Annotated in this window: 28 protein-coding genes; 8 read left to right on the plus strand and 20 right to left on the minus strand. The window is 70.5% G+C overall.

What is annotated here, in order from left to right; translation table 11 throughout:
* Positions 1–10: 10 nt before the first annotated feature.
* The 6 genes from YIM_RS46385 to purB form a co-directional block, all read right to left on the minus strand.
* Positions 11–832 (minus strand): MOSC N-terminal beta barrel domain-containing protein, encoded by an 822-nt coding sequence (locus tag YIM_RS46385; RefSeq protein ID WP_153037706.1) that lies wholly within the window; start codon positions 830–832, stop codon positions 11–13.
* Between the two features lie 25 nt (positions 833–857).
* The gene (locus tag YIM_RS46390; protein ID WP_153036378.1) at positions 858–1589 is read right to left on the minus strand and encodes an amino acid ABC transporter ATP-binding protein; all 732 of its coding nucleotides are present in this window, start codon (positions 1587–1589) and stop codon (positions 858–860) included.
* On the minus strand, positions 1586–2341 hold the full coding sequence (locus tag YIM_RS46395; RefSeq protein WP_153036379.1) for an amino acid ABC transporter permease: 756 nt from the start codon (positions 2339–2341) through the stop codon (positions 1586–1588). Before YIM_RS46395 ends, YIM_RS46390 begins: the two co-directional genes overlap by 4 nt.
* Positions 2342–3109, minus strand: coding sequence for an ABC transporter substrate-binding protein (locus YIM_RS46400; RefSeq protein ID WP_153036380.1), 768 nt, complete (start codon positions 3107–3109; stop codon positions 2342–2344).
* Between the two features lie 14 nt (positions 3110–3123).
* A complete protein-coding gene (locus YIM_RS46405) occupies positions 3124–3936 on the minus strand; it encodes an ABC transporter substrate-binding protein (RefSeq protein WP_153036381.1) in 813 nt (270 codons plus the stop codon).
* A gap of 125 nt (positions 3937–4061) precedes the next feature.
* Entirely contained in the window at positions 4062–5492 is a 1431-nt protein-coding gene (purB, locus tag YIM_RS46410) for an adenylosuccinate lyase (protein WP_153036382.1), read from the minus strand.
* Between the two features lie 50 nt (positions 5493–5542).
* On the opposite strand from purB, the gene YIM_RS46415 reads away from it, so the two are divergent.
* A complete protein-coding gene (locus tag YIM_RS46415; protein WP_153036383.1) occupies positions 5543–5713 on the plus strand; it encodes a hypothetical protein in 171 nt (56 codons plus the stop codon).
* A gap of 594 nt (positions 5714–6307) precedes the next feature.
* Here the strand turns inward: YIM_RS46415 and YIM_RS46420 are convergent.
* Genes YIM_RS46420 through YIM_RS46430 form a run of 3 tightly spaced genes read right to left on the minus strand, consistent with a single transcriptional unit; the run spans position 6308 to position 8166 of the window.
* A complete protein-coding gene (locus YIM_RS46420; protein WP_153036384.1) occupies positions 6308–6886 on the minus strand; it encodes a TetR/AcrR family transcriptional regulator in 579 nt (192 codons plus the stop codon).
* 37 nt (positions 6887–6923) lie between these two features.
* Positions 6924–7652, minus strand: coding sequence for a hypothetical protein (locus YIM_RS46425; protein ID WP_153036385.1), 729 nt, complete (start codon positions 7650–7652; stop codon positions 6924–6926).
* Positions 7645–8166 (minus strand): SigE family RNA polymerase sigma factor, encoded by a 522-nt coding sequence (locus YIM_RS46430; protein WP_113695526.1) that lies wholly within the window; start codon positions 8164–8166, stop codon positions 7645–7647. The genes YIM_RS46425 and YIM_RS46430 overlap by 8 nt, the downstream gene beginning before the upstream one ends.
* Positions 8167–8314: 148 nt before the next feature.
* Here YIM_RS46430 and YIM_RS46435 point away from each other — a divergent pair, with 148 nt between their 5' ends.
* The 3 genes from YIM_RS46435 to YIM_RS46445 all read left to right on the plus strand — a co-directional run bounded on the left by YIM_RS46435 (position 8315) and on the right by YIM_RS46445 (position 10844).
* The gene (locus YIM_RS46435) at positions 8315–9349 is read left to right on the plus strand and encodes a low specificity L-threonine aldolase (RefSeq protein WP_228004437.1); all 1035 of its coding nucleotides are present in this window, start codon (positions 8315–8317) and stop codon (positions 9347–9349) included.
* 11 nt (positions 9350–9360) lie between these two features.
* Positions 9361–9972: an HAD family phosphatase gene (locus YIM_RS46440; protein ID WP_153036387.1), complete on the plus strand. Its 612-nt coding sequence runs from the start codon at positions 9361–9363 to the stop codon at positions 9970–9972.
* Positions 9973–10034: 62 nt separating this feature from the next.
* The gene (locus tag YIM_RS46445) at positions 10035–10844 is read left to right on the plus strand and encodes an SAM-dependent methyltransferase (protein ID WP_153036388.1); all 810 of its coding nucleotides are present in this window, start codon (positions 10035–10037) and stop codon (positions 10842–10844) included.
* An 8-nt stretch (positions 10845–10852) separates the two neighbouring features.
* Here YIM_RS46445 and YIM_RS46450 read toward each other — a convergent pair whose 3' ends face one another.
* From YIM_RS46450 to YIM_RS46455, 3 genes are all read right to left on the minus strand, one after another.
* Positions 10853–11212, minus strand: coding sequence for a DoxX family protein (locus YIM_RS46450; protein WP_153036389.1), 360 nt, complete (start codon positions 11210–11212; stop codon positions 10853–10855).
* 80 nt (positions 11213–11292) lie between these two features.
* Positions 11293–11466, minus strand: a complete 174-nt coding sequence (locus tag YIM_RS48845; RefSeq protein ID WP_194239978.1) for a hypothetical protein — start codon at positions 11464–11466, stop codon at positions 11293–11295.
* A 77-nt stretch (positions 11467–11543) separates the two neighbouring features.
* Positions 11544–12719, minus strand: coding sequence for a pyridoxal phosphate-dependent aminotransferase (locus YIM_RS46455; RefSeq protein ID WP_153036390.1), 1176 nt, complete (start codon positions 12717–12719; stop codon positions 11544–11546).
* Between the two features lie 112 nt (positions 12720–12831).
* On the opposite strand from YIM_RS46455, the gene YIM_RS46460 reads away from it, so the two are divergent.
* Complete coding sequence (locus YIM_RS46460) at positions 12832–13452, plus strand: L,D-transpeptidase (protein WP_153036391.1); 621 nt, start codon at positions 12832–12834, stop codon at positions 13450–13452.
* A gap of 10 nt (positions 13453–13462) precedes the next feature.
* On the opposite strand, the gene YIM_RS46465 is transcribed toward YIM_RS46460, so the two are convergent.
* Both YIM_RS46465 and YIM_RS46470 read right to left on the minus strand, forming a co-directional pair.
* Positions 13463–14581, minus strand: coding sequence for a transglycosylase SLT domain-containing protein (locus YIM_RS46465; RefSeq protein WP_153036392.1), 1119 nt, complete (start codon positions 14579–14581; stop codon positions 13463–13465).
* 28 nt (positions 14582–14609) lie between these two features.
* Entirely contained in the window at positions 14610–14921 is a 312-nt protein-coding gene (locus YIM_RS46470; RefSeq protein WP_153036393.1) for a hypothetical protein, read from the minus strand.
* A 158-nt stretch (positions 14922–15079) separates the two neighbouring features.
* Here YIM_RS46470 and YIM_RS46475 point away from each other — a divergent pair, with 158 nt between their 5' ends.
* Genes YIM_RS46475 through YIM_RS46485 form a run of 3 tightly spaced genes read left to right on the plus strand, consistent with a single transcriptional unit; the run spans position 15080 to position 19450 of the window.
* Complete coding sequence (locus tag YIM_RS46475; protein ID WP_153036394.1) at positions 15080–16957, plus strand: serine/threonine-protein kinase; 1878 nt, start codon at positions 15080–15082, stop codon at positions 16955–16957.
* Between the two features lie 9 nt (positions 16958–16966).
* A complete protein-coding gene (locus YIM_RS46480; RefSeq protein WP_153036395.1) occupies positions 16967–18784 on the plus strand; it encodes a serine/threonine-protein kinase in 1818 nt (605 codons plus the stop codon).
* Between the two features lie 9 nt (positions 18785–18793).
* On the plus strand, positions 18794–19450 hold the full coding sequence (locus YIM_RS46485; RefSeq protein ID WP_153036396.1) for a maleylpyruvate isomerase N-terminal domain-containing protein: 657 nt from the start codon (positions 18794–18796) through the stop codon (positions 19448–19450).
* A gap of 52 nt (positions 19451–19502) precedes the next feature.
* Here YIM_RS46485 and YIM_RS46490 read toward each other — a convergent pair whose 3' ends face one another.
* From YIM_RS46490 to YIM_RS46515, 6 genes are all read right to left on the minus strand, one after another.
* Positions 19503–20276 carry an ESX secretion-associated protein EspG gene (locus YIM_RS46490; RefSeq protein WP_153036397.1) on the minus strand — a complete coding sequence of 258 codons (774 nt, stop codon included), beginning with the start codon at positions 20274–20276 and terminating at the stop codon, positions 19503–19505.
* Between the two features lie 14 nt (positions 20277–20290).
* Positions 20291–21958: a hypothetical protein gene (locus tag YIM_RS46495; protein WP_153036398.1), complete on the minus strand. Its 1668-nt coding sequence runs from the start codon at positions 21956–21958 to the stop codon at positions 20291–20293.
* A gap of 9 nt (positions 21959–21967) precedes the next feature.
* On the minus strand, positions 21968–22558 hold the full coding sequence (locus YIM_RS46500; RefSeq protein ID WP_228004438.1) for a DUF3558 domain-containing protein: 591 nt from the start codon (positions 22556–22558) through the stop codon (positions 21968–21970).
* Positions 22542–22958 (minus strand): type VII secretion target, encoded by a 417-nt coding sequence (locus tag YIM_RS46505; RefSeq protein ID WP_153036399.1) that lies wholly within the window; start codon positions 22956–22958, stop codon positions 22542–22544. The genes YIM_RS46500 and YIM_RS46505 overlap by 17 nt, the downstream gene beginning before the upstream one ends.
* 97 nt (positions 22959–23055) lie before the next feature.
* On the minus strand, positions 23056–24318 hold the full coding sequence (gene purD, locus YIM_RS46510) for a phosphoribosylamine--glycine ligase (RefSeq protein WP_153036400.1): 1263 nt from the start codon (positions 24316–24318) through the stop codon (positions 23056–23058).
* Between the two features lie 69 nt (positions 24319–24387).
* A complete protein-coding gene (locus tag YIM_RS46515) occupies positions 24388–25374 on the minus strand; it encodes a TAXI family TRAP transporter solute-binding subunit (protein ID WP_153037708.1) in 987 nt (328 codons plus the stop codon).
* Between the last annotated feature and the right edge of the window lie 14 nt (positions 25375–25388).

A 25388-nucleotide genomic window follows, 5' to 3' on the forward strand; every position in this document is an offset into this window, starting at 1 on the left:
TGCGGTACCGCTACTCCGGTGGTTCGGCGTCCCAGGTGCGCACGGTCACCTCGTCGCCGACGGCCATCCGGCCGGGCCTGGTGACCGCCGCTTTCATGCCGAAGGCGACCTTGCCCGCGGGCACGCGGCGGTACTTCGCCAGCGTGCGGATCGGCTCGGAGCCCACGCGCTTGCCCGTCTCCTGGTCGACCAGCGGAACCGTGCAGCGCAGGCACTTCTTCGCGTAGGCCAGCTCGATGTCACCGGCGGTGAAGGTGCGCACGGTGTCCTCGACGTGTGGCTCAGCCCACCCCGAAACCACGATGTTGGCGCGGAAGCGGTCCATCGGCACCGGTTCCCCGCCCGCGGACGCGATCCGCTCGTTCAGCGAGTCCAAAGAGGACTCGGAGGTGACCAGCACGGCGTGCCCGTCGGCGAAGGCAGCGGTGCCCTGGGTCAGCCCGCCGGTGACGCGGTCGTGCTCGGGGGTGACCCGGAGGAACACCGACGGCTCGCCGATCACCTCGGAAAACCACTCCGCGGCCTCGGCGCCCTGGTGCACGCCCTTGCCGTCGAAGGTGAACACCGAGGCGGCGTGCCGTGGGCCGTCGAAGGCGACCTCGTGCTCCAGGTCCTCGACGCCCGGCGCGCGCAACCGCAGCCGGGCGCCGTCGTCGAGCACCTCGACCCGCACCGCGGCCAGCACCGGGTAGCGGCGCTGGCTGCGGAAGGTGCCGTCCGGCGCGGCCGCCATGAAGGTGCGGTCGTGCCGGATCCCGGCCGCGGTCAGTTCCGCGACGGGCAGTTCGACACCGCCGCATCCCTTGACCGGGTAGTGCACGAGCTTCGTTATCTTGGCCACTCCACCAGCGTAACCATCACAGGACCTGCGACAGAAACCGTTTCAGCCGCGGGCTCTCCGGCGCTTCGAAGACCTGGGCCGGTTCGCCGATCTCGACGATCCTGCCGTGGTCCATGAAGGCCACGTGATCGGCCACCTGCCGCGCGAAGCCCATCTCGTGCGTGACCACCAGCAGGGTCAGCCCGCGTTCGGCGAGCCCGGCCATCAGCTCCAGCACGCCCTTGACCAGCTCCGGGTCCAGTGCGCTGGTGGCCTCGTCGAACAGCATCACCTCGGGATCCATCGCCAGCGCCCTGGCGATGGCGACCCGCTGCTGCTGCCCGCCGGACAGCGCGGCCGGGCGGTAGGGCGCCTTGTCGGCCAGCCCCACCTCGGCCAGCAGGTCGCGCGCGACCTGCTGGGCTTCGGCCTTGTCCAGCCCCTTCACGCTGCGCAGCGGCAGCGTGATGTTGTCCAGCACGGTCCGGTGCGGGAACAGGTTGAAGTGCTGGAACACCATGCCCACCCGCCGCCGCAGCCGGTCGGCGTCGGTGGCCACCACGCTCTCGCCGTCGAGCAGGATGTCGCCGGAATCCGGCTCCTGCAGGCGGTTGACCACCCGCAGCAGGGTGGACTTGCCCGAGCCGGACGGCCCGATCACGCAGGTGGTCTCACCCTTGCCGACCCGCAGGTCGACCCCGCGCAGCACCTCCAGCGTGCCGAAGGACACGTGGATGTCGCGCAGTTCCACGCTCGCCGCGCCGCTCATGCCCCGACCTTTCCGCCGGCCACCAGGTCCAGCTCGTCCTCGTCGCGCCGGTCGATCTTCCGGCCCTGCCGCAGCCGCTTGTCGATGAAGTTGACCAGGTGCGTCAGCGGAATGGTGATCACCAGGTAGAACACGCCCGCGGCGACCAGCGGCGAGAGGTTGCCGGTGTTCGCCGCGAGGTCCTGGCCGATCCGGAACAGGTCGCGCTGGCTGGACAGCAGGCCGAGGAAGTAGACCAGGCTGGAGTCCTTGATCAGCGCGATGAACTGGTTCACCAGCGCGGGCAGCACCCGCCGCACGCCCTGCGGGATGACCACCAGCAGCATCGCCCTGCCGTAGCCCATGCCGAGCGCGCGACTGGCCTCCAACTGTCCTTTCTCGACGCTCTGGATGCCGGAGCGGAAGATCTCGCCGATGTAGGCGGCGGCGATCAGGCTCAGCGCCAGGATGCCCAGCGGGTAGGGATTGTTGCCGACGATGTCCCGCGCCAGCACGCCGAGGCCCTGGCCGATCAGCAGGATCGTCAGGATGGCGGGCAGGCCGCGGAAGATGTCGGTGTACACCCGGGCGGGCCAGCGCAGCCAGCGCTTGGCCGACAGGCCCATCACCGCCAGCACCATGCCGAGCAGGGTGCCGATCAGCGCCGAGGACACGGCGAAGATCAGCGTGTTCAGCAGCCCGGTGCCCAGCAGGTCGGGAAAGACCTCCCAGATGTACTCCCAGTTCAGGAAGGTGTCCAGCAGAACGTCCACTTAGGACGCCTTGAACTCGGGAGCGGCCGGAGCGGTGGGCAGGAACTGCTGGTGCAGCCGCGCCCAGGTGCCGTCCGCGATCACCTGCTTGAGCCCCTCGTTGACCTTGCCGAGCAGCTCGGTGTCGCCCTTGCGCACGGCGAACCCGTGCGGCACGTCGGTGGTGAACGGCTTGACCACCTTGAGCTTCGCGTCGGGGTTCTGCGTGACGTTCTGCTCCGCGATGGTCAGGTCGAGGATGTAGGCGTCGACCGAGTCCGTCTTCAGCGCGGTGAGCGCGGCGGCGTAGTCCGGGAAGCGCACCGCCTGCGCGGCGGGCACGGTCGAGGTCAGCCACTTGTCGCCGACGGTGGCCTGGATCACCGCGACCCGCTTGCCCGCCAACGAGTTCTCGTCGGTGATCGGCGAGCCCTCCTTGGCCTGGATGCTCATCACCTCGTAGTTGTACGGCGCGGAGAAGTCCACGTTCTTCTTGCGCTCCTCGGTCTGCGCGATGGCCGAGCTGGCCAGGTCGAACTGGCCGTTGGCCACCTGGCCGAGCAGCGAGGAGAACTCGGTCGCGGAGAACTCCAGCTTCAGGTTCTGCTTCGTGGCGATGGCCTTGAGCAGCTCGTTGTCGAAGCCGGTGTAGTTGCCGTTCTCCAGGTAGATGTTCGGCGGCGCGTCGCTGAGCGTGCCGACGCGCAGCGTGTCCTGGCCGTCTTCACCGCTGCCGCACGCGGTGAGCAGCAGCGCGGTCGCGAGGGTCGCGAGAATCGCCTTCTTCATTTTTCGCTTCCCCTTCACGGATTCTGGACCGGCAGACCGGGGCCGCCCGGCTCCAGCTCGGCGGGCAGCGGCTCGGTGGTGAAGAACTGGGCGTGCAGCCGCTTGACCGTGCCGTCGGCGATGGCCGCGGACAGGCCGCGGTTGAGCTTGTCCAGCAGCTCCTTGTTGTCCTTGCGCACGGCGAACGCGGACGGCGTGTCCTTGGTCTCCACCGTGTAGCCGAACTCCAGAGCCACGTCCGGGTTCTGGTCCAGGTACTTCTGGCCGATGTCCTTCGGCACCACCCAGCCGTCGAGCGTGCCGTTGCGCAACTGCGCGAAACCCGCGTTGTAGTCCGGGAAACGCACCACCTCGGCGCCCGGCACCTTCTTGCTCGCCAGGTCGTCCTGGACCGAGGCCTGGACCACGCCGAGGCGCTTGCCCGCGAACTGCGGGACCGTCTTCAGCCCGGCGTCCTTTTTGGTCACGATGGTGGTGAAGCCGGTGCTGTAGCCGTTGGAGAAGGCGACCGTCTTCTTGCGCTCGTCGGTGGTGGAGATGGTCGAGCTGCCGATGTCGAAGGTGCGGTTGTTCACGCTGGCCAGCAGGCTGGCGAACTCGGTGCCGACGAACTCCACCGAGAAGCCCTCGCGGCGGGCGATGTCGCGCAGCAGTTCGTTGTCGTAGCCGGTGAAGTTGCCGTTCTCCAGGTAGATCGACGGCGGGGCGTCGGCGAGCGTGCCGACCCGCAGGGTCTGCCCGGCGGGGTCACCGGCGGACGACCCGCAGCCGGCCAGTGCGACGAGCGCGGCGGCGATGGCGAGCGTTTTGGACAGCGTGGATCTCATGCTTCTTTCCGGGGTTCGGGCGCGTGTCGGCGCGGCAGGTTCGCGCCAACACTAGGGATTTCGCCCGCCCCGGAAATGCCGTCCCACACCGTGGACGTGCCTCGGTGCGCTTGCTCACACAGTTGTCAGAGAATGGGCGCCGGCGCGTAGTTCGCGTGCTCCGGGAAACGCTCCAGCACGCGCTCGACGCGCTTGACCACCGCGTCGACCTGAGCCGTGGCGACCCCGGTGAACGAGATGCGGTCGGCGAGCAGTTTCTCCAGTTCACCGGCGTCCAGCGGGATCCGCGCGTCGGCGGCGAGGCGGTCGACGAGGTCGTTCTCGCCGGAGCCGCCCTCGCGCATGGCGAGCGCGACGGCGACCGCGTTCTCCTTGATCGCCTCGTGCGCGGTCTCCCGGCCGACGCCCGCGCGCACCGAGGCCATCAGCACCTTCGTGGTGGCCAGGAACGGCAGATAGCGAGCAAGCTCACGGTCGACCACGGCCGGGTAGGCGCCGAATTCGTTGAGCACCGTGAGGAAGGTCTCGAACAGCCCGTCCAGCGCGAAGAACGCGTCCGGCAGCGCGACGCGGCGCACCACGGAATCGGAGACGTCGCCCTCGTTCCACTGGTCGCCGGACAGCTCGCCGATCATCGACAGGTAGCCGCGCAGCACCACGGCGAGACCGTTGACGCGTTCGCAGGAGCGGGTGTTCATCTTGTGCGGCATGGCCGATGAGCCGACCTGGCCGGGCTTGAAGCCCTCGGTGACCAGCTCGTGGCCCGCCATCAGGCGGATCGTCTTGGCCAGGCTGGACGGCGCCGCGGCGAGCTGGACCACGGTGGACAGCACGTCGAAGTCGAGCGAGCGCGGGTAGACCTGGCCCACGCTGTCGAACCGGTTGGCGAACCCGAGGTGGCCGGCCACCTCGGTCTCCAGCTCGTCCAAAGTGGACTTGTCGCCGAGCAGGTCGAGCATGTCCTGCCCGGTGCCGACCGGTCCCTTGATGCCGCGCAGCGGGTAGCGCTCGATGAGGTTCTCGAGGCGGTCGTTGGCCACCAGCAGCTCATCGGCGGCGGTGGCGAAGCGCTTGCCGAGCGTGGTCGCCTGCGCGGCGACGTTGTGCGAACGGCCGGCCATCACGAGATCGGTGTGCTCGACGGCGAGGCTCGCCAGGCGGGAGAGCGTGGCCACGACGCGGCCGCGGACGAGTTCGAGGGAGCGCTTGAGCTGGAGCTGCTCGACGTTCTCGGTGAGGTCTCGGGAGGTCATGCCCTTGTGCACGTGCTCGTGACCGGCGAGGGCGTTGAACTCCTCGATGCGGGCCTTCACGTCGTGGCGGGTTACGCGCTCGCGCTCGGCGATGCTGGCCAAATCGACCTGGTCGAGCACGCGCTCGTAGTCCTCGATCACCCCGTCGGGCACGTCGACGCCCAGCTCGCGCTGCGCCCGGAGCACGGCGAGCCAGAGCTCGCGCTCGAGGCGGACCTTGTTCTCCGGGGACCACAAGGCGACCAGCTCAGCGGACGCGTACCGGGCGGCGAGCACATTCGGAATGGCGGGCTTCTCACTCACCGGCCCAGGCTACCTTTCGGGTGGCGTCGCACTTGGTGTTACCTGGGCGGGTGCTCCCGCGCCTGGCGCGAGGCGCGTGCCGCTGGCCGAGGTCCGGCTCCACGGTGGTGGTCGTCGTGGCGGCCTTCGCCAGCACCAGCCGGGACATCACCTCAGCCGGCGAACGAATCCTGACCGCACTGGCCGAGCGGTACCCGGACGCGCAAGACCTGCCGGAGTAGGACGCGCCTGGCCTTTCCCTCGCACTCGGACCAGCTGGACACGAGGGGCTTTCGAGAGGCATTCGTGACGTCCGGCAGCACAACGAGCCAGCTACTTCGCCCCCGACCAGACACGCGCCGAGGCGCCCAGTGGTGAGCCGACGGAACGCTGTGGGCCGTGAAGGACCGCGCATGAGCGGTTACGGGCCCTGAGGCCGCCCCCCTGGAACGCGTGAGCGTGAAGGACGCCTCGCTGGGAAGTGTGGGCGCTCTGAAAGAGAGCTGCGCGAACTGGAACAACGACCCCACGATCGACCGGGGAATGCCACGGGCCGTCGCGAAGAGGGCTGGCGACCAAGCTCCACCTGGCCGTTGACGCGGCCGGTCTGCCCTTGCCCGACGAGATCCACGACAGCGAGGCAGGCGGGCAAAAGGTCGATGCGGGTCAGGCACTCACCGATATGCCGCCGCCCAGCTGCGCGCCGAGGCGCCCAGAACCCAAGTACATCCCCCGCCCACCTCGGGGGGCGTCCCTAGGCCAGTCTACGGCCTCCCCCCGACGGAAGGCGGTTGTCCACATTAGTTGTCCACAGGTGCGGTGCAGTGTGGATAACCTCAGGTGAGGGCCTCGCCCAGCATGCGGGCGGCTACGGCTCTGGGGTCCGGGTCGATTTCGATCAGGGCGTTCACCACGGCACCGTCTACCAGTGCGACCAGGCGTTCCAGCTCCGCCGCGTCCACCGGGTTTCCCGAGCGCGCGAAGATTTCCAGCAGCAGGTGGTCCAACTCGGCCGAGAGCGTGCGCATCAGCGGGCGCAGGTACTTCCGGCGGCCCGTCGCGACCAGGCGTTCGTACCGCAGCAACACCGCTTCGGCGTCGGCCTCGCGGTCGTCGCGTTCCGGGCCGAGCAGCATTTCCAGCACCAGGTCGACCAGCGAGCGGTCCCCGGTCTCCTCCAGGCACTGCCTGCCCTGGGTCAGCTCGAGCCGCGCGTGGTGCTCCACCGCCGCGGTCACCAACTCCTCGAGCGAGTCGAAGTAATACGTGGTCGACGCCAGTGGCAGCCCCGCGCGCTCGGCGACCGCGCGGTGCCGGATCGCGTCGAAGCCGCTTTCGGCCAGCAGCTGCGAAGCCGCTTCGATGAGCGCGGCGCGGCGGCGCTCACCCTTCGGCGTGCTCGCGGCAGTGGTCATGGGCGGACATTTTGCCAGCAAGCGACCGGCCCGCCGGTCAGAACCGCTTGGCGAGCGCGTCGGCGACACCCTGCATGTCCTTGGCGAACGGGGCGTCGGTCGAACCGGCCGCCGGAATGCTCAGCACCAGCACGGTGGCCCCGGTGCCCGACTGCGCCTGCGCGGTCAGCGTGCCCTCGGGCTGGGTGGCCAAGGTCAGCGAGACACCGGACGGCACCACCGACGCGGAGACGACCCCGCCGTTGACCGGGAACGAGGCGGACCGGAAATCCGTCGAACACACGCGACCGGGCATCGCCGCCCCCTCCGGGACGGGGACCGGGAGCTCGCCAGCGAGGGCGGTGGCGAGCTCCCGGTCCGCCTGGTCGCACCCGTGGGTGCCTTCGGCCCGAGGGCCGGTCTCCCCGGTCGTCTCGCCCCCCTGCATGGGCGAGCCGGTCGGGAAGCTTTCTGGTGCCGCGATCGGAGGACGTCCCGGCGCATCCCCAGGTTGCCCCATGGGACCGAGCTGGGTATTGCCATTCACCTCTTCGGTCGAACCGGGAGCCGCGGCGGTCGACGCCTCGCGTCCACTGTCGCCGGTCACCCCGACCACCCCGACGCCGACGAGTACCACCAGCACCGCACCGCAAACCGACGAGACCATCGTCCGACGGCGCACCGTGGCGCGCTGGGACGCCCTGGTCACCTGTCCGATGTCGAACGTCGGCTCGGGGGGCTCGCCCGGCGCGTCGCGGAACAGGGTCTCGAGCTGCCGGTCATCCACGGGAGTCCACCTCCTCACCGAGTCCGCCCAGTACCTTCCGCAGGTTCTCCAACCCGCGGGCGGTCTGGCTCTTCACCGTCCCTTCGGAACACCCGAGCGCCTTCGCGACGCCGCTGACGTCCAGCCCCTCGAAGTACCGGAGCACCAGCACCGCCCGCTGTCTCGACGGCACGCCGCGCAGCCCGGCCAGCAGGTCCTCCCTGGTGGCGACCTGCTCGTCGAGCCGAGGTCCGGACTGGACGGCGGGTTCTGGCAGCTCCTCCACCTGCCGTTCCCGGCGCCACGGCCGACGCGACTCGTCGATCGAGGCCCGCACCAGCGTCTTGCGCAGGTAGGCGTCGGTCGCCGCCCGGTCGCGGATCTTGCGCCACCGCCGGTGCAGCGAAACGAACGCCGTCTGCGCGAGATCGTCCGCGCGGTGCCAGTCGCCGCAGAGCATGTACGCGGTTCTACGCACGGAGTCCCGCTTGGCAGCGAAATACTCCGCGAACTCCTGCTCCTCGCGCTGGTCCACGCGGTTCGCTCTCCGCTCCTCGGGTGTTCGACAGGGTAGACGGAACCCGGCCCGTCCACGGTTGCACGGGTTCGCGGATCGATCCACCGGAACCGGGATTCCACCAGAACGTTTGAAAGCGCAACGAACGATATGGTGTGATCCGGCCGTGACCTTCGCAACGAGCCCGACCATCGATCTCCGATCGGACACCGTCACCCGCCCGGATGAAACCATGCGCGCCGCGATGGCCTCCGCGGAGGTCGGCGACGCGGTGATCGACGTCGACCCCACCCTGCGCCGGCTCGAGGAGCGCACCGCCGAGCTGCTCGGCCTGCCCTCCGCGCTCTGGGTGCCCAGCGGCACCATGGCCAACATCATCGCGCTGTCGCTGCACCTCGGCCGCGGTGACCGGTTCCTCGCCCCGCGCGACGCCCACGTGCTGGTCCGCGAGCTGGGCTCGTCGTCGTGGCTGGCCGGTGGCATGCCGGAACCGCTCGAACCGGACGCCGGGCCCGGCCGTCCGACGGCGGCAACGCTGGCGAAGGCGATCGGCCCGCGCGACAACAGCTACCTGCTGCTGCGGACCACGCTGCTCTGCCTGGAGAACACGCACAACGCCGCGGGCGGCTCGGTCACCCCACCGCACGAGCACGCCCAGCTGGCCGCCACCGCGAAGGAGGCCGGACTCAAAGTTCACCTGGACGGGGCACGGCTGTGGAATGCCGCCGTCGCGCTCGACGTCCCGGTCGCCGCACTCGCGGTCGGCGCCGACACCGTCTCGGTCTGCTACAGCAAGGGCCTCGGCGCCCCGGTCGGCTCCGCGCTCGTGGGCGGGCGCGAGTTCATCGAGCAGGCGCGCCGCATGCGGCAGATGCTCGGCGGCGGGGTGCGCCAGGGCGGCGTGCTCGGCGCCGCGTGCCTGCACGCACTGGACAATGTGGACGATCTCGCCGACGACCACGACAACGCGCGGCGACTGGCCGAGGGGCTCGCCGAGATCGGCTGGTCGGTGCACGCGCCGCAGACGAACATCGTGCTGGCCGGGGTGCCGGACGTGCCGCTGGCCATCTCCCGGCTGGAGAACGCGGGCGTGCTCGCGTCACCGATGGCGGGCAAAGTCCGGTTCGTCACCCACCGCGACGTTTCCGCGCTGGACATCGAGGAAGCGCTCAGCCGGATCAAATCGGTTGCCGGTCAGTGAAAGGAACGGCGATGAACTGGGTGGTTTTCGATTTCGGCGAGGTGATCGTCCGGCGCACCGAGGCACTACCGGAACTCGCCACGCGCTACGGCGCCTCGCTCGGTGACTTCGAACCGTTGTACTGGAAACACCGCGACGCCTACGACGCCGGTGCCACCGACCTCGAATACTGGGGCGCCATCGGCGCCGATCTCGGGGTCGAGGTGGACGCGGATCTCTCCGCCGAACTCACCGCGCTGGACATCGGCGGCTGGTCGCGGACCGACCCGGAAACCCTGGCCCTGCTGGTGGAACTGGACGAGGCCGGGGTGCCGCTGGCACTGCTGTCCAACGCCGCTTCGTCGATGGGCAGGCACGTGGAACGGCAGGAGTGGGCGCGGCATTTCCGGCACCTCGTCTTTTCCGGTGACCTCGGCGTGATCAAACCCGATCCGGCGATTTTCGCCGCACTGCTCGACCGGCTCGGCGCCCGCGGTGAGGAATGCCTGTTCTTCGACGATCGGCAGGTGAACGTCGATGGCGCGCTCGAGGCGGGCCTGCGGGCGGAAAGGTGGACCGGGAGCGCGAAAGCGCGACTCCAGTTGGGCTGGAAGGGTAGTCGGGGGCCGCTGCCGTTCAGTTGATGAGCAGTACGTCATAGAGTGAGTACTTGGTGTTGCCCCCGTCACAGTTCTGAGGTGTCCGCATGACCGGCCCCGGCCCGGTGTCGATCGACTACTCGCAGCCCAGCCAGGCCCGCTTCCACGACGCGCTGCTCGGTGGCGCCGACAACTACGAAGCGGACCGGGCGATGTTGCGGCGGGTACTCGAATTCGCGCCCGGGGCGCCGGCGGCGACCAAGGAACTCCAGCAGTGGGCGCTGCGGGCGCTGCGCTTCCTCGCCGAGCGCGCCGGGGTGTCGCAGTTCGCCGACCTCGGGTCCGGCCTGCCCGCCGAGCCGACCATCCACCAGGTGGTGCAGCAGTTCCACCCGCGCGCGCGGGTGGTCTACGTGGACAACGACCCGCTGGTGCTGGCCCACGGCCGGGCGCGGCTGGTGAACTACGACTCCACGCACTTCCTCGGCTGCGACTTCACCGATCCGGCGGGCACGCTCGCCGAAATGGCCGTGCACGTGGACCTGGACCGCCCGGTGGCGCTGGTGGCCGGGGCGGTGCTGGACCACCTCGACGACCTCGACCAGGCCAAGAAGGTGCTGCACGGCTACGTGGACGCGCTCGCCCCCGGTTCGTACGTGCTGCTCACGCACCTGCACGACGCCGACGACGGCAGCGGGCCGAGCCGGCTGGTCAAGGAGCTGCTGAAGACGTACGAAGGCACTCCGCTCCATGCGGTCGCCCGCTCCCGCGAGCAGATCACCGAGCTGTTCGACGGGCTGCGGATCCTCGACCCCGGCCTGGTCCACGCGCACGAGTGGTGGCCGGACGGACCGCGGATGCGGCCGCTTTCCGACGCGCACCGGACGCACCTCTGCGGCGTCGCGCGCAAGGAATAGGCGCGAGGCTAGGCGAGCACCAGGAGCACCACGTTCGCCGCGGCGAGCAGGCCCAGCACCAGCGCGGGCATGTACCGGCCGAGCTGGTCGTGCACGCGACGATGGGCCAGCACCGCGCCGAACATCAGCAGGACCAGGCCCGCGGAGGCGGCGATCGCCAGCCCGACCGCCCAGAACCCGATGATCAGCGCGGCGACGGCGGCCAGTTCCAGCGCGCCGACCAGCTTGTCCGTGGCCGGGCTGATCCGCAGGTGGGCCGCGGTCTGCCGCATCACGGGCGCACCGGCGAGCTTCGACCCGCCCGCCGCGCAGAACACCGCGGCGAGCACGATCGACAACGGCGAGAAGACCAGCCCGGTGGTAGTCATCGCCCCGTCCCCTCCGCAGCGCGTACGTGCGCCTACAGCTTGTCAGGTGGCGGTGGCCAGTGACAAACACCGACAACGGCTCAGGAACGCAGGCGCTTCGGGTCGTTCTTGCCCTTGATCGCGCCGTAGGCCGCGGTGCCGACAAAGAGCACCCCGCCGATGACGGCCAGCCAGAACAGGCCCTTGACCACAAACCCGAGCACGGTGAACGCCAGCCAGATGACGATCAGCGCCCCGACGATCTTCCAGAACATGGCATCCTCCGGTATCGCTTGACGTGCCTCCAGACTCCCACGCCAGGTGGCTGATCAGCCCGTCACCAGGGCAACGTTCAGGGAAAAGCCGGGGTTCCCCCGAGCCAGCCGCCGAGGCGGCGCACGGCTTCGGTGATGTCTTCACGGGCACCGGCGAAGGACAGCCGGACGAACTTGCCGCCGTTCTCCGGGTCGAAGTCGATGCCGGGCGTGATCGCCAGTCCGGTGTCGGCGAGCAGCCGCTGGCACCAGCTGAGGCTGTCCTCGGTGTGCGCGGAGACGTCGACGTAGGCGTAGAAGGCGCCGTCGACCGGGGCCGCGACGTCCAGGCCGATGCTCCGCAGGCCGTCGATCAGCAGGTCGCGGTTGGCCCGGTAGTGCGCCACGTGGCCGTCCAGCTCGGTGTAGGACTCGGGGTGGAAGGCGGCGACCGCGGCCTGCTGGGCGAGCGCGGGCGGGCAGATGGTGAAGTTGCCGGTCAGCACGTCGACCGCGCGGTGCAGCCGTTGCGGCACCAGCATCCAGCCGAGCCGCCAGCCGGTCATCGCGAAGTACTTGGAGAACGAGCCGAGCACCAGCGCCTCGCCGGTGCTCTGCCAGGCGCACGCGGCCTCGGCGTCGTAGGTGATGCCGTGGTAGATCTCGTCGCTGATCAGCTGCACGCCGTGCGAGGAGCACCAGCCCGCGATGGCGGCCAGCTCACCCGGCGGCAGCACGGTGCCCGCCGGATTGGTCGGGCTGGCCACGATCAGCCCCTTGATCGGGCCGAGCTGGTCGAGCAGGTCCACGGTCGGCTGGAAGCGGGTGCTCGCGTCCACCCCGAACTCGACCACCTCGCAGCCGAGCGAGGTGAGCAGGTTGCGGTAGGCGGGGTAGCCGGGCCTGGCCATCGCGACCCGGTCGCCGGGATCGAAGGCGGACAGGAACGAGAGCAGGAAGCCGCCGGACGAGCCGGTCGTGACGATCACGTCCTCGGCGCCGACCTCGAGGGAGTACTGGCGGTCGTAGTGCTCGGCGATGGCTTCACGCAGTTCCGGGATGCCGAGCTGGACGGTGTAGCCGAGGTTGTCGTCGTTGAGGGCCTTCTCGGCGGCCTCGCGCACCGGGCGGGGCGCGCCGGCGGTGGGCTGGCCCGCCGCGAGTGAGACGACGTCACCGTGGGAACGCTGACGGGCCTGGGCGGCGGACAGCACATCCATCACGTGGAACGGGGGAACGTCGGCGCGCCGGGCCGGACCGGGGAACGTGGCCATGGGCCGAGACTAGGGCGTGCCCGCGCGCGTTGCCCAAGCGTGATCTACCCGGAGGCAACTGAACTGGGGTTATGGCGTCTTGAAGGAGGTAGGCGATCTTCTGGGGGTAACGGTGAAGAAGCTGATCTTGACGGTGACCGGGGTGGCCGCGGCCGCGGTGCTCGGGGCCTGCTCCGGTGGGGGCGGCTCGGCGGCCCCCGCCGCCGCGCCGGTCGTGACGACGCCGCCCGTGGTGACCACGACGACACCGCCATCCTCGGTGCCGGTGGAGACGCCGTCCAGCTCACCGGCGCCGACGACGACCACGTCCACCGAGAAGAAGAAGCCCACCACCACCAAGCCGAAGCCCAAGCCGGTGGAGAAGCCGAAGCCCAAGCCCGCCGCCGGGGTGCCGTGCTCGATCAGCTCCGGGGCCTGCGTGGACCTGTCGGCGAAGAAGACCTGGATCATCCGCGACGGCCAGATCGCCTACGGCCCGGTGCCGATCACCGCGGGCAAGAAGGGCTACCCGACGCCGCTCGGCACGTTCAGCGTGATCTCGAAGGTGAAGAACTACCACAGCAAGCAGTTCGATGCGCCGATGCCGAACTCCGTGTTCTTCGTGCCCGGCATCGCCTTCCACACGGGCAGCCTGTCGCAGCCGTCGCACGGCTGCATCCACCTGTCCGCCGGCGCCTCGGCGAAGTACTTCTCCACGCTGAAGGTCGGGGACGCGGTTCAGGTCGTGCGCTGACCCCTACGACTCAGTAGCCCTGGTACCCGCCGCCACCGGCCATGGCCTTCAAGCCGGGGTGGCCTTCGAAGCCGCCGTAGCGGTCGAAGGTGTACCGGACCCCGGCGATGATGTTGTCCACCGGGTTGTAGATGTCGTCGTGGCCGGGCAGCTTGTGTGCCTGGAAGGTCGGGTCGATGCACTGCATCAGGCCCTTGGACGGGGTGCCCTTGGCCGCGTTCGAGTCCCAGTTGTTGATCGCGTGCGGGTCGCCGCCGGACTCCTTCTCGATGATCGTCCAGATCTCGTCGATGTTGTCCTCGGTGACCGGGATGCCGTTCGCCTGCAGGATCTTGATGGCTTCGCGGATCCACTGGTCCACGTTGCCGGGCGGCGGGCCACTCGACGGCGGGCCACCGCTCGGGCCGAGGCCGCCACCGCCGCCGGAGGCACTCCCGCCACCGCCGCTGGACGAGCCGCCGCCACCGCCGGAGCTGCCGCCGCCACCGCCGTTGCTGCTGCCGCTGGACCCGCCACTGGCGGTACCGGGCGGGGTGACCGAGGAGAAACCGCCCTCGATCTCCTTCTTCATCAGCTCCTGCGACTTGGCGATCTTCTTGTCGGCCTCGTCGAGCAGGTTCTGGATGTCGGTCTTGGCGTTGCTGGCCGTGGTGTCGTTCTCCGCCTTGGCCGCGGCGATGATCGCGTCCGGGCTCGGGTTCGGCGTCTGCCCGTTGGCGGCCTGCTGCTGGGCCTGGGCGACCGCGGTGTCGGTGGCCGCGATCTTGTCGTCGATCTTCTTCTTCGCGTCGTCGCGGGTGGTCTCGATCTTGCGCTTGATCTCGGTGAGGTCCTTCTGCAGGCCTTCGAGTTCGGTGGCCACCTCGTCGAGCTTGTCCTTGAACTTCTTGCCCGCGTCACCGACCTTGGCCACGTAGGCGAAGAACTCGTCGGCCGCCGGGCCGTCCCAGACCCCGTCCTGCAGGCCGGCCGCCGCGTTCTTCAGTTCGGCGGCGTGGTCGTCGGCGTTCGCGCCGGCTTCCTTGAATTCGTCGGCCGCTTTCTGAATGGTGGCCGGATTGACCTTTTCGACCTCTTTGGCCTTGTTCTCGACCTCCGGCCATTCCGCCGGCAATCCGAGTGCGCCCATGATTCGACCCCCTTACGCCAGATTCTTCTCAGGCCTGGCGTTGTTGCCGGGCGATGGCCTCACCGGAGGCCTGGTCGTTCTCCGCGATCAGGCCGGCGGCCCGCAGCAGGGCGTCGCTCAGCGAGGTCATCAGCTTGCCGCCGGCCTCGAACTCGGAGTGCACGCCGGTCTGGAAACCGCCGAGTGCGCCCTTGACGTCCTCCGAGCCGCCCATGCTGCCGAACGGGTTGTGCTCCCCTTCGACCGGCATGACCTTGCCCTTGGACTTGTCGAATTCGTCGCGCAGCTTCGCCACCCGCCGCGCCGCGATCCCCATCGACTCCGAGTCGTACACAGGCACGTCTGGTCATCCCCTTCGCCAAGCTTCGTCCGTCGGATCAGACGTGGCTGTTCCGGCGGCGGTTCCCGCGCTTACTTTAGAACTTCCGCCGCACCTCGCGCGTGCTTTCCCCCACTGAGGTGTTTGTAGCATCGGGGGCCTGAAGCGTGGGGAGAGTCGTGAAGGCGTTGAATCCGGGCGAACCGGGGCAGGTCGGGCGCTATCGGCTCGTGGCGGCCCTTGGTGAGGGCGGCATGGGCCGGGTGCTGCTCGGGGCGGCGCCGGACGGCAGGCTGGTCGCGCTCAAGCAGATCCACCCCGGACTCGCCCATGATCCGGGGTTTCGGGAGCGGTTCCGGCGTGAGGTGGCGACCTCGCGGTCGGTGTCGGGTGCGTACACCGCCGCGGTGATGGACGCCGATCCCGACGCGCCGACGCCGTGGCTGGCGTCGGTGTTCGTGCCGGGGCCGTCGTTGACCGAGGCAGTCGCGGCGGGTGGGCCGTTGCCGCCGGGGTCGTTGCGGTACTTGACGGCGGGACTCGCGTTGGCGCTGGGGGAGATCCACCGCGCCGGGCTGGTGCATCGGGATTTGAAGCCGAGCAACGTCATTCTCGCCGCGGACGGGCCACGCGTGATCGATTTCGGGATCGCGCGGGCGGTGGAGGGCACGTCGGAGTTGACGCACACCGGGTCGATCATCGGGTCGCCCGGGTTCATGTCACCCGAGCAGGCCGAGGGGCGTCCACTCAGCCCGGCCAGCGACGTGTTCTCGCTCGGCGCGCTGCTGGCGATGGCGGCCAGCGGGAACAGCCCGTTCACCGGCACGTCCACCCCGCACACCCTCTACAACGTGGTCCACAACCAGCCGGACCTGCGCGGCCTGCCGCCCGAGATCCGCCGGATCGCCGAGGCGTGCCTGGCCAAGGACCCCGACCAGCGCCCCACCCCGGCCTGGATCCTCGAGCAGCTCGGCCCGATCGCGCCGACCCACACGCCGTGGCCGCCGGTGGTGCCGCACCTGATCGAGCAGCAGCGCGTCGCCGTGCACCAGGCGTTGCACCCGCCCAAGCCGCGCAAGTCCCGTCGCGGCCTGGCCGTCGCGGGTGCGGCGGCCGGAGTGGTCGCGTTGATCGCGGGGTCCATCATCGCCGTCGACCTCACCTCGGATGACCCGCCGCCACCCCAGCCCGCGGCCCAGTCGGCACCACCGGCCCCGGCGACCAGCACACCGCCCAATCCCGACCCGCTGGGCACCGACAAGCTGCGCACGGTGGCCCCGTGCCAGGTGCTCGACGGCAGGTCGGTGGACGGCATCGGCGTGCTGAAGCCGAGGATCAGCGTGCACCTGTGGGGCTGCACCTTCGAGGGACCCAAGGGTGACTGGGTGGACCTCGGCCTCGGTGACAACCAGCCGATCGGCGGCGTCCCGTCCGGTGAGCTGGCCGGGCTGCCGCTGACGGTCAAGGACGGCAAGGCCTGCGAGGTCGCGGTCCCGGTCAACGGCCGCACCGACGCGGTGATCAAAACCTCGACCAGCGTCACCGCGAACCTGGACAAGCCCTGCGACGTGGCGAAGGCCATGCTCACCGAGGTCATCTCCCGGCTGCGCGAGGACCCGCCCCAGCACGAGCAGCCGCCGGGCACCTTCATCCCGGTCGACCCCTGCGCGCTGGCATCGGCGCCCGAGGTCCAGCCGTTCCTCGGGCCGGTGCTCAAGATCGAACCCGAGAACCTGCACGGCTGCCGCTGGGACGTCGCCGGCTTCCTGAAGATCGACCTGGTCACGACCTTCCCGCCGACGCAGTCGAAGGACGGCTACTACGACGTCACCGGCACCGTCGACGTCAACGGCACCCCGGTGTACCTGACCAAGAAGTACCGCGAGGGTCCGGCGAGCTGCACGCTGACCTGGCTGCACCGGCCCATCGACGACCGCACCGCGGAGGTGGTCGAGCTGCACCACAGCATCAGCGGCGCCGCGCCCGGCCCCGACCAGGTGTGCAGCCCGTCGCTCGAGTTCGCCAAGCTGATCATGCCGAAACTGCCGAAACCGTAGAGTCGCGCCGTGCAACCGCTACGCCCCGACGAACCACGCCAACTGGGCCCGTACCGCCTGATCGCCGCGCTCGGTGAGGGTGGGATGGGTCGTGTGCTGCTGGGGATCGCGCCGGATGGCCGGTTGGTCGCGGTCAAGCAGGTGCACGCGCAGTTCGCGCACGATCCGGGGTTCCGTGAGCGGTTCCGCCGGGAAGTGGCCACCTCGCGGTTGGTCTCCGGTGCTTACACCGCGGCGGTGATGGACGCCGATCCCGAGGCCGAGACCCCGTGGCTGGCATCGGTTTTTGTCACCGGGCCGTCGCTGAAGGAGGCGGTCGACACCGCCGGGCCGCTACCGGTGAACGCGTTGCGGCATCTGGCCACCGGGCTGGCCGCGGCCCTGCTCGACATCCACCGCGCCGGGCTGATCCACCGCGACCTCAAGCCCAGCAACGTCCTGCTCACCGACGACGGCCCCCGGGTGATCGACTTCGGCATCGCCAGGGCCGTGGAGGACGGCCAGGAACTCACCGGCACCGGCGCGATCATCGGCTCCCCGGCGTTCATGTCCCCCGAACAGGCCGGGACCGCGCCGGTCACCCCGGCCAGCGACGTGTTCTCCTTCGGCGCGCTGCTGGTCATGGCCGCCACCGGCCGCGGTCCGTTCACCGGCACCACCACCGCGCAGACCCTCTACAACGTGGTGCACAGCCAGCCCGACCTCGGCGCCCTGCCACCCGATGTCCGCCGGTTCGTCGAGCCGTGCCTGGCCAAGAACCCCGCCCACCGCCCGACCCCGGCCCAACTGCTCGACTTCCTCGGCCATCTCCCGCCCGGCACCACACCCTGGCCCGAGGCCGTGCACGCCCGAATCCACCGGCAGGACGCCGAAGTCCGCGCCGTGCTTTCCCTGCCGCTGCCCCAATGGCGGCCGCCACCGAAACCACGTCCGGCGAAGAAGCGGCGCCGCTGGATCTGGGCGGTCAGCGCGGCGGTTCTCGCGGTGGCACTCGTCGCGGGCACGGTCACGGTGTACCGGCTGGCGCAGTCGGCGAAGGCCGCGCGCGACGCGCCACCGCCACTGTCCATTCAGGACGCTCTGACCCCGGAACGGTTGCTGCGCGCCGATCCGTGCAAGGTGCTCGACAGCGAGTACACGCCGGAGGAGCGCCCCTCCTACACCTATCGCTGCCAGTACACCGGTACCAAGAACGTGGCCTTCGACCTGGTGCTCGGCGACGCGTTGCAGACCACCGGGATCCGCACGTCGCCGACCGTGATCGACGGCCAGGGCGTGCTGCTCAACGACATCAGCGGTGGCTGCGAGGCGATGGTCCGGCTGCCGACGCGCCCCGGATCCAGCGTGATGATCTACAACTCCTCACGCGACGGTGACCCGTGCGCGATCGCCGAAACCGCGCTGACCGAGGCGCTGAAACGGTTGCGCGATCCCGTTGTGGACCGGCAGACCCAGCCAGGGAGCCTGCTGCCCGTCGACCCGTGCACGGTTCTCGACGACGCCACCGCCCAGAAAATCGCCGGCTCCGCGGTGAAAGCCGCGCCGCAGGCGCTGCGCCGGTGTGAGTGGGCCACGCAGGACACGCTCTCCGTCACCCTCGACCGGGGATATCCCGACACCGAGGGCGCGGAGGTCGATCTCGGCGGAATTTCCGCCCGGCAGAACAAAACCGGCAGCACGTGCACGCTGAGCTGGACGCACCTGCCCTCGGGTGACCGCGAGAGCGACAACGTCCGGCTGAGCTACTACTCGGCGACCGGCGACAACGCCTGCGAGAAGGCGAACGAGGCGGCAAAAGCAGTTATCCCGAAGCTGCCGAAGCCCTAATCTGGCCGGGTGGATCTCTTTTCGCGTTCCTGGACGGCTTTGCTCGCAGCAGTCGCCGATCTCACCGACGAGGAGTTCACCCGGCCATCGGGCTGCGCGGGCTGGCTCGTCCGGGATCTGGTCTGCCACCTGGTCATCGACGCCCAGGACGTGCTGATCACCCTGGTCACGCCCGCCGAAGCCGAGCCCGACCACAACGCGGTCACCTACTGGTCGGTGTCGCAGACGCCGCCGACCGGCGACGAGCCGCTCGACGCGCTGATCGTCCGGCTGGCCGCCGCGTACCAGGAGCCGGGCCTGCTGAAGTTCCACCTCGACGACGTCGGTTCCGCCGCCGGTCGCGCGGCGGTCCTCGCCGACCCCGGGCTGCGTGTCAGCACGCAGGACATGGTCCTGACCGCGGGCGACTACCTCTCCGCGTACGTCGTGGAGTGGACGTTGCACCACCTGGACCTGATCGCGCACCTGCCCGGGGCCACGCCACCGCCGGTGGAGAGTCTCGCCAGGACGCGCGAAATGCTGGAGGAAATCGCCGGAGCGAAGTTCCCCGAGTCGTTTTCCGACCAGGACGCGCTGCTCGTCGGCACCGGCCGCCGCGCACCGACCGACGCCGAAACGGCCGAACTGGGTGAGCTGGCCGCGAAACTCCCGCTCGTCCTCAGCTAATCCCACCCGCCAGCCCGCCACCACCCTCAACGGACACGCTGCGCGTGGCTGGTCAGACTTCTTCCATGAGTTCCCAGACTCGCTGAGCCAGCAGGGCGTTGTCGGCCGGAGCGACGGTCGCCCAGTTCCGGTTGTCGGTGTTGCGGGCCAGCTGGAACAGATAGCGACCCGCGTCGGTGTCGTGGAACGCGACCACCCTCGGCGCCCGGCGCATCGTCCCGTCCCGGCCCTGCCGCTCCACGCCGAACTGGCCGCGCGCGACGGTGCCGATCAGCATGCCGGCCAGCTCCTGGCACTGCCACAACGGGATTCCGCGGTCCTCCAGCGCGGTGACCAGCGCTTTCGCGTCCCCGCGCGCGTCGGCGTCGGCTTCGACGAGCACGTCGTGCGGCAGGCTGACCGACCGGCCGACCCCGGGGTTCAGCTCGCCGGTGACCGACACCGCGGCCTCGGCGAGCGAGCTGTCCCTGGTCGGGATGAGCCACACCTCGTCACCATCGACCACGCCGAGCAGCGCGTCGCTGCCCACGCTCACCGCGAGCCCGTGGATCTCGCGTTCCGCCCACACCCAGACGTCGATGCCGACCTTCGGGCGGGCGAACAGGTTCAGCATGTCGAGCAGTTCACCGTCGGCGCGACGGCCTCTGGCCAGGCGCTTGTCGGCGAGCGTGCGCCACGCCCGCTCGACCAGCGCCGCTCGTTCGGCGTGGGTGTGGCCCGGCGTCGGGACGTCGAGCGCGACATGCCGTTCCGGCAGGCCCTGGGCTTCCCAGAGCATGTCGAATTCCAGCGCGGACAGCACCAGGCTGCCGTTGGGCGAACCCACGTCGTTGTTACTCCTCAGCGTGCGTCGCCGGCATCGTCGCGACCGATCACGTCGGGCGCCACCATCCGCTGGTCGGTGAACAGGTCCTTGTCGTCGATGCCGAACTTGCGGACGTGCTCGGCGTCGTTCTCGCCGTCCTGGGTGGCCGCCTGCTCCAGGAAACCGCGGCGCTTCTCGGTCTCGGCGCCCTGGCCGGACCGGCGCAGCGCGCGCTGCTCCTCCTCGGGCAGGTCGCCCATCGGCACCTGGCCGGACCGCGGGAACGCGCCGGGGGAGCCGCCCTTGCCGACCCCGCGCCCGCGCCGGTCGCCGTCACCGGCCATCGCGCCGCCGACCGCACCGGCACCGAGCGCCGCCGCGCCGGAGGCGAAGTCACCGACCCCGCCCGGTTTCGGCACCGCGGTGAAGCCACCGCCCGAGGGCAGCGGACCGGGCCCCTGCGGGCCGGAGCCGAAGATCTTGCCCTTGCCGAGCGGACCGTCGGCGCCACCGCCACCCGGCGCACCGCCCTTGCCGCCGACCAGGTTGTCGGCGCCGGGGCCACCACCACCGGTGAGCCCGCCGAGCTTGCCACCGACCCCGCCGGACGTGCCCGGTGCACCCGGAGTGCCCGGAGTGCCCGGTGCGACCGGCGTGCCGAAGTTGTTCGGGAACGGCCTGCCGCTGCCCTGGCCACTCGGCGGGTTCTGGCCGATCACCCCGTGGTTCGTGTTCGGCATCCCGGGGTGCGTCTGGCCCGGCCCCGGCTGACCGGGATGGACAGGCTGACCGGACTGGCCGGGGTGGTTCGGCTGGTTCTGCTGCGGCACACGGCCACCGGGCACGACCGGGCCGGGCGCCACCACCGGCGGCGCGCTGGACGGCGGGGTGGCCGTGCTCGGCGCGGTGGACGAGTCCGGAATGGACACTCCGGGACGGGCGGCGCCCGGCTGCTGCGCCGGTATGCCCATCGGCGGGGTCGGCGGGTCGAAGGCCGCCCCCGACTTCGTCGTCGGCATCGAGCCCTTGCCGCCGCTGGTGGGCGGGCAGTCGTCGATCGGCGAACCGCCCGCGTGCACGTTGGCGGCCTGCGTGCCGATGTCCATCGGATTGGGCCCGCCCGGCGCGCCGACCAGGTTGAGCGCCTCGGGCGCGTTCAGCGCCTCGGTCCAGGACAGGTTGTCGCCACTGGCCTTGGCGTAGTCGTTCAGCACGCCGACGGCCTGGTCCTTCGCCTCGCGGGAGGCCTTGACCGCCTTCGCGTGGTCGGTCTCGTAGCCGATCAGGCTCATCAGCCCGTCGCCGAGCGAGTAACCGCCCGAACCGGCGCGGATCGCGCTCGACTCCGGCAGCTTGTGCAGGGTGCGGGTGAACGCCTCGCCCTGGGCGAAGATCAGTTCCGCGGACTGCGTGACCTTGTCACCGGCGTCGGCGGAGAACCCGGCCTGCTCGACCAGCACCGCGCTGGCCCGGCCACCCGCACCGCTGGTCCACGCCACGCCGAGCTTCGCCAGCTCCTCGCGCAGGGTCTTGTCGGTGTTGGCCAGTTCGGCGGCCACCGCCTTCATCGCGTCGACCGCCTCGCCGATGCCGCCGACCCCGGAACCCGAGCGGAACTTGTCGATCTCGTCCGCGATGCCGTTGGGGCTGTACCCGTCGAACCGGTGGCCGCGGATCCGCTCCACCATCGCCGAAATGTCCACGTCTCTCCCCTAACCCCTGGATCCCAAGGTCCGTACCGCCAGCGCCGCCGCACCGGCGGACAGCTCGCACAGTTGCCGCTGGTCGAACGCGCCCCTGGTGACCGGGTAGAGCTGCACCCGCAGGGTCTGGCCCTGAGCCACGCCGACCAGCGTCTCGCAGTCGCTGGGTGAACTGCCGCGGCCGTGGTGGGTCAGCGCCGGGAAGCGCTCCACCTGGCCCGGTTCGGTGTTCTTGCTGCTCTTGCGGCGGTCACCGGTCAGCCAGGCCTCGAGATCGGCCCCGGTGATCGCTTCCACGTAGTAGGTGTAGTGCGGCTCGCCCTTCGCCACCGGCAGCGAGCAGGTCGGCCCCTCGCGCTGGTCGTCCGCGGGCAGCGGCTCCGGCTCCTCGGTGATCTTCAGCTCGTCCAGCTGCGGTTCGGTGAACAGCGTGCACGGGTCGATCCCGTCCAGCCGCAGCTCCGCCGGGCGCGCGACCAGCGCCGGCGCGGCGGCGTCAGCGGAGGTGGCCGGAGCGGGCGCCGGTTCGGGCGCGGACCCGCACCCCACCGTCGCCAGGCCGGCGGCCAGGCAGGCGAGAGGTTTAAGCCGGGTGGACACGCCGGTCCTCGAGGGCGCCGACGGTCGCGTCCTCGTTGCCCTGGTACGTCTGCGAGGCGGTGCGCAGCTGGTCGGCCAGCGTGCGCAGGCCCTCGACGTACGAGCGGACCTGCTTCTCGTACGAGCCGTCACCGGCCACCACGACCTCGTTCCACGCCTCGACGGCGTGCTTGCTCACGATGTCCTCGGACGGCGGGTCGATCCACAGCTGGCCGAGGCGCTGCGCGAGCCGCTGCTCGAGCTGCTCGGCCTGGTCGTGGATGATCTTGGCCACCGCGTCGACCTGGTCGGGCTGGACCTCGAGGTCCTTCACCCCGGGCACCGACGGCACGGCCGTTGGCAACCCCGACGAGGACTGGCGGTAGACCGCACCGGTCACCGACGGCTCGTTCTCTGACATCTGCGCACCCCACCTACGGTTGCCTGTGCTGGCAGGCTACCAACGCGCGGACAACGGCGGACTGCTCTTGGACGTACTGAACGGGCGGTTGGTTCCCTTACTTCGCGGGAACGGCGATCTCTCCACCGACCGCGCGCAGGGCGATGTCGGTCCGGTGGTGCGAGCCGGGCAGGTGCACCTTCTCCACCTTGGCGTAGGCCTCCTGGCGCGCGGCGGCGAGATCGGCGCCGACCCCGACCACCGACAGCACGCGGCCGCCGTGCGCGACCACGGCGCCGTCGTCGCGGCGGCGGGTGCCGCCGTGCAGCACGCCGTCGGCCTCGGCCCCGGTGATCACGTCACCCGAGCGCGGCACGCCGGGATAACCGTCGGCGGCGATCACCACGGTGACCGCGGCGCCGTCCTCCCAGTCCAGCGGCGGGTGCTCGGACAGCTTTCCGGTGGCCACCGCGTGCAGCAGCCCGGCCAGCGGCGTGTGCAGCAGGGCCAGCACCGCCTGGGTCTCCGGGTCGCCGAAGCGGCAGTTGAACTCGATCACCTGCGGGCCGTCCGAGGTCAGCGCGAGCCCGGCGTAGAGCAGGCCGGTGAACGGGGTGTCCCGGTTCGCCAGCTCGTCGACCACCGGCTGCACCGCGACCCGGACGATCTCGTCGACCAGCCCGGCCGGCGCCCACGGCAGCGGCGAGTAGGCGCCCATGCCACCGGTGTTCGGCCCGGCGTCGCCGTCGCCGACGCGCTTGAAGTCCTGCGCGGGCAGCAGCGGCACCACCGTGCGGCCGTCGACCAGGCAGAACAGCGACAGCTCCGGGCCGTCCAGGAAGGACTCCAGCAGCACCGGGTGACCACCGTCGAGCAGGGTCATCGCGTGGGCACGGGCCCGGTCGCGGTCGGTGGTGACCACCACGCCCTTGCCCGCGGCGAGGCCGTCGTCCTTGACCACCCAGGTCGGGCCGAAGCGGCCGAGCGCGGCGTCGAGGTGCGCGGGGTTGTCCACGATCTCGCTGTGCGCGGTCGGCACGCCCGCGGTGTTCATCACGTCCTTGGCGAAGGCCTTCGAGCCCTCGATCCTGGCGGCGGACGCGGACGGGCCGAAGCACGGGATGCCCGCCTTGCGGACCGCGTCGGCGGCCCCGGCCACCAGCGGGACTTCGGGCCCGATCACCACCAGGTCGGTCTTCCACCGGGTCGCCAGCTCGGCGACCGCGGCCGCGTCGGAGACGTCGACGGCGAGTGGCTCGGCCAGCGCGGCGATGCCCGCGTTGCCCGGAGCGCAGCCGATCGCGGTCACCGCCGGATCGTGCGACAGAGCCAGGACAAGGGCATGCTCACGGGCACCGGACCCGATTACCAGGACACGCACGGGGGTCAGGGTATCTGGGGCGCCCGCGCCGCCGCACGTTGGTCACCCGCGCGGCGGCTTGACGCCAGGTCAACTGCCCAGGGCCTGCTTCGCGCCGGCGTGCAGCGGGACCGGGTCGGTGTGGCTCGCGTGCTCCTTGACGATCTGCTTCGCGGCCGGGTGGACCTGCTCCAGCTCCCCCTTGCGGTCGAAGATCAGCTTGGTCAGCGCGCAGGCGTCACCGCTGGGGAAGTCGTCGCGGACCACCAGCAGGTTCGGCACCACGATGGTCGGCACGTCGGCGGGCAGCTTGTAGGTGGCCGCCGGGATGGAGCCCGCCTCGTAGACCGGGTTGATCTGCTGCAGCTTCGGCAGCAGCGGGGTGATGTCGATGAACTTCACGCCCGTGCCCATCGAGGTGGTCAGGTCGGTGATCTCCGGGGTGGGCAGCCCGCCGGACCACACCAGCCCGTCGATCGTGCCGCCCTTCATGCCCTCCACCGACTTGCCCAGCGCCAGCCGCTGCGCCTGGATGTCGGCGTCGGGGTTCAGCCCGGCCGCGGTGAGCAGGCGGTTCGCGATCACCTCGGTGCCCGACTTCGGCGAGCCGGTGGAGATCCGCTTGCCGCGCATGTCCTCGACCGAGTTGATGCCCGCGTCCGCGCGCACCACCACCTGCGTGGAGTTCGGGTAGATCCGGGACAGCGCCTGGATCTTCTGCGGCTTGCCGTCGAAGGCGCCCTTGCCGTTGACCGCGTCGGCGGCGGTGTCGGCCAGGGTGAAGGCCACGTCGTACTCGCGGCCGGTGAGCTGCTGGATGTTCTGCACCGAGGCGCCGGTCTCCGCGGCGGTCGCCTTGAGCTTGGTGTTGTTGCTGAGCAGTTGCGCGATGCCGCCGCCCATCACGTAGTAGACCCCGCCGACGTTGCCGGTGGCGATGGTGATCCGGCCGTCCGCCGCCTCGCAGGCGACCTGGCCGCCCTGCCCCTGCGCGGGTTCCGCGGTCTGCTTGCCCCCGCACGCGCTCGCCGAGAGCACCACGGCGAGCGCGCCTGCCAGCCAAAGCTTCGAACGCATCGAACGCATCACTG

It is taken from the genome of Amycolatopsis sp. YIM 10 (assembly GCF_009429145.1).
Taxonomy (GTDB): Bacteria; Actinomycetota; Actinomycetes; order Mycobacteriales; family Pseudonocardiaceae; genus Amycolatopsis.

Coding starts and splice junctions, on each gene's coding strand:
- YIM_RS46390 (WP_153036378.1), bottom strand. CDS start 1,589: ATGAGCGGCGCGGCGAGCGTGGAACTGCGCGACATCCACGTGTCCTTC.
- YIM_RS46400 (WP_153036380.1), bottom strand. CDS start 3,109: ATGAAGAAGGCGATTCTCGCGACCCTCGCGACCGCGCTGCTGCTCACC.
- YIM_RS46405 (WP_153036381.1), bottom strand. CDS start 3,936: ATGAGATCCACGCTGTCCAAAACGCTCGCCATCGCCGCCGCGCTCGTC.
- YIM_RS46420 (WP_153036384.1), bottom strand. CDS start 6,886: ATGACCACTGCCGCGAGCACGCCGAAGGGTGAGCGCCGCCGCGCCGCG.
- YIM_RS46440 (WP_153036387.1), top strand. CDS start 9,361: ATGAACTGGGTGGTTTTCGATTTCGGCGAGGTGATCGTCCGGCGCACC.
- YIM_RS46445 (WP_153036388.1), top strand. CDS start 10,035: ATGACCGGCCCCGGCCCGGTGTCGATCGACTACTCGCAGCCCAGCCAG.
- YIM_RS46450 (WP_153036389.1), bottom strand. CDS start 11,212: ATGACTACCACCGGGCTGGTCTTCTCGCCGTTGTCGATCGTGCTCGCC.
- YIM_RS48845 (WP_194239978.1), bottom strand. CDS start 11,466: ATGTTCTGGAAGATCGTCGGGGCGCTGATCGTCATCTGGCTGGCGTTC.
- YIM_RS46455 (WP_153036390.1), bottom strand. CDS start 12,719: ATGGCCACGTTCCCCGGTCCGGCCCGGCGCGCCGACGTTCCCCCGTTC.
- YIM_RS46465 (WP_153036392.1), bottom strand. CDS start 14,581: ATGGGCGCACTCGGATTGCCGGCGGAATGGCCGGAGGTCGAGAACAAG.
- YIM_RS46505 (WP_153036399.1), bottom strand. CDS start 22,958: ATGTCAGAGAACGAGCCGTCGGTGACCGGTGCGGTCTACCGCCAGTCC.
- YIM_RS46515 (WP_153037708.1), bottom strand. CDS start 25,374: ATGCGTTCGAAGCTTTGGCTGGCAGGCGCGCTCGCCGTGGTGCTCTCG.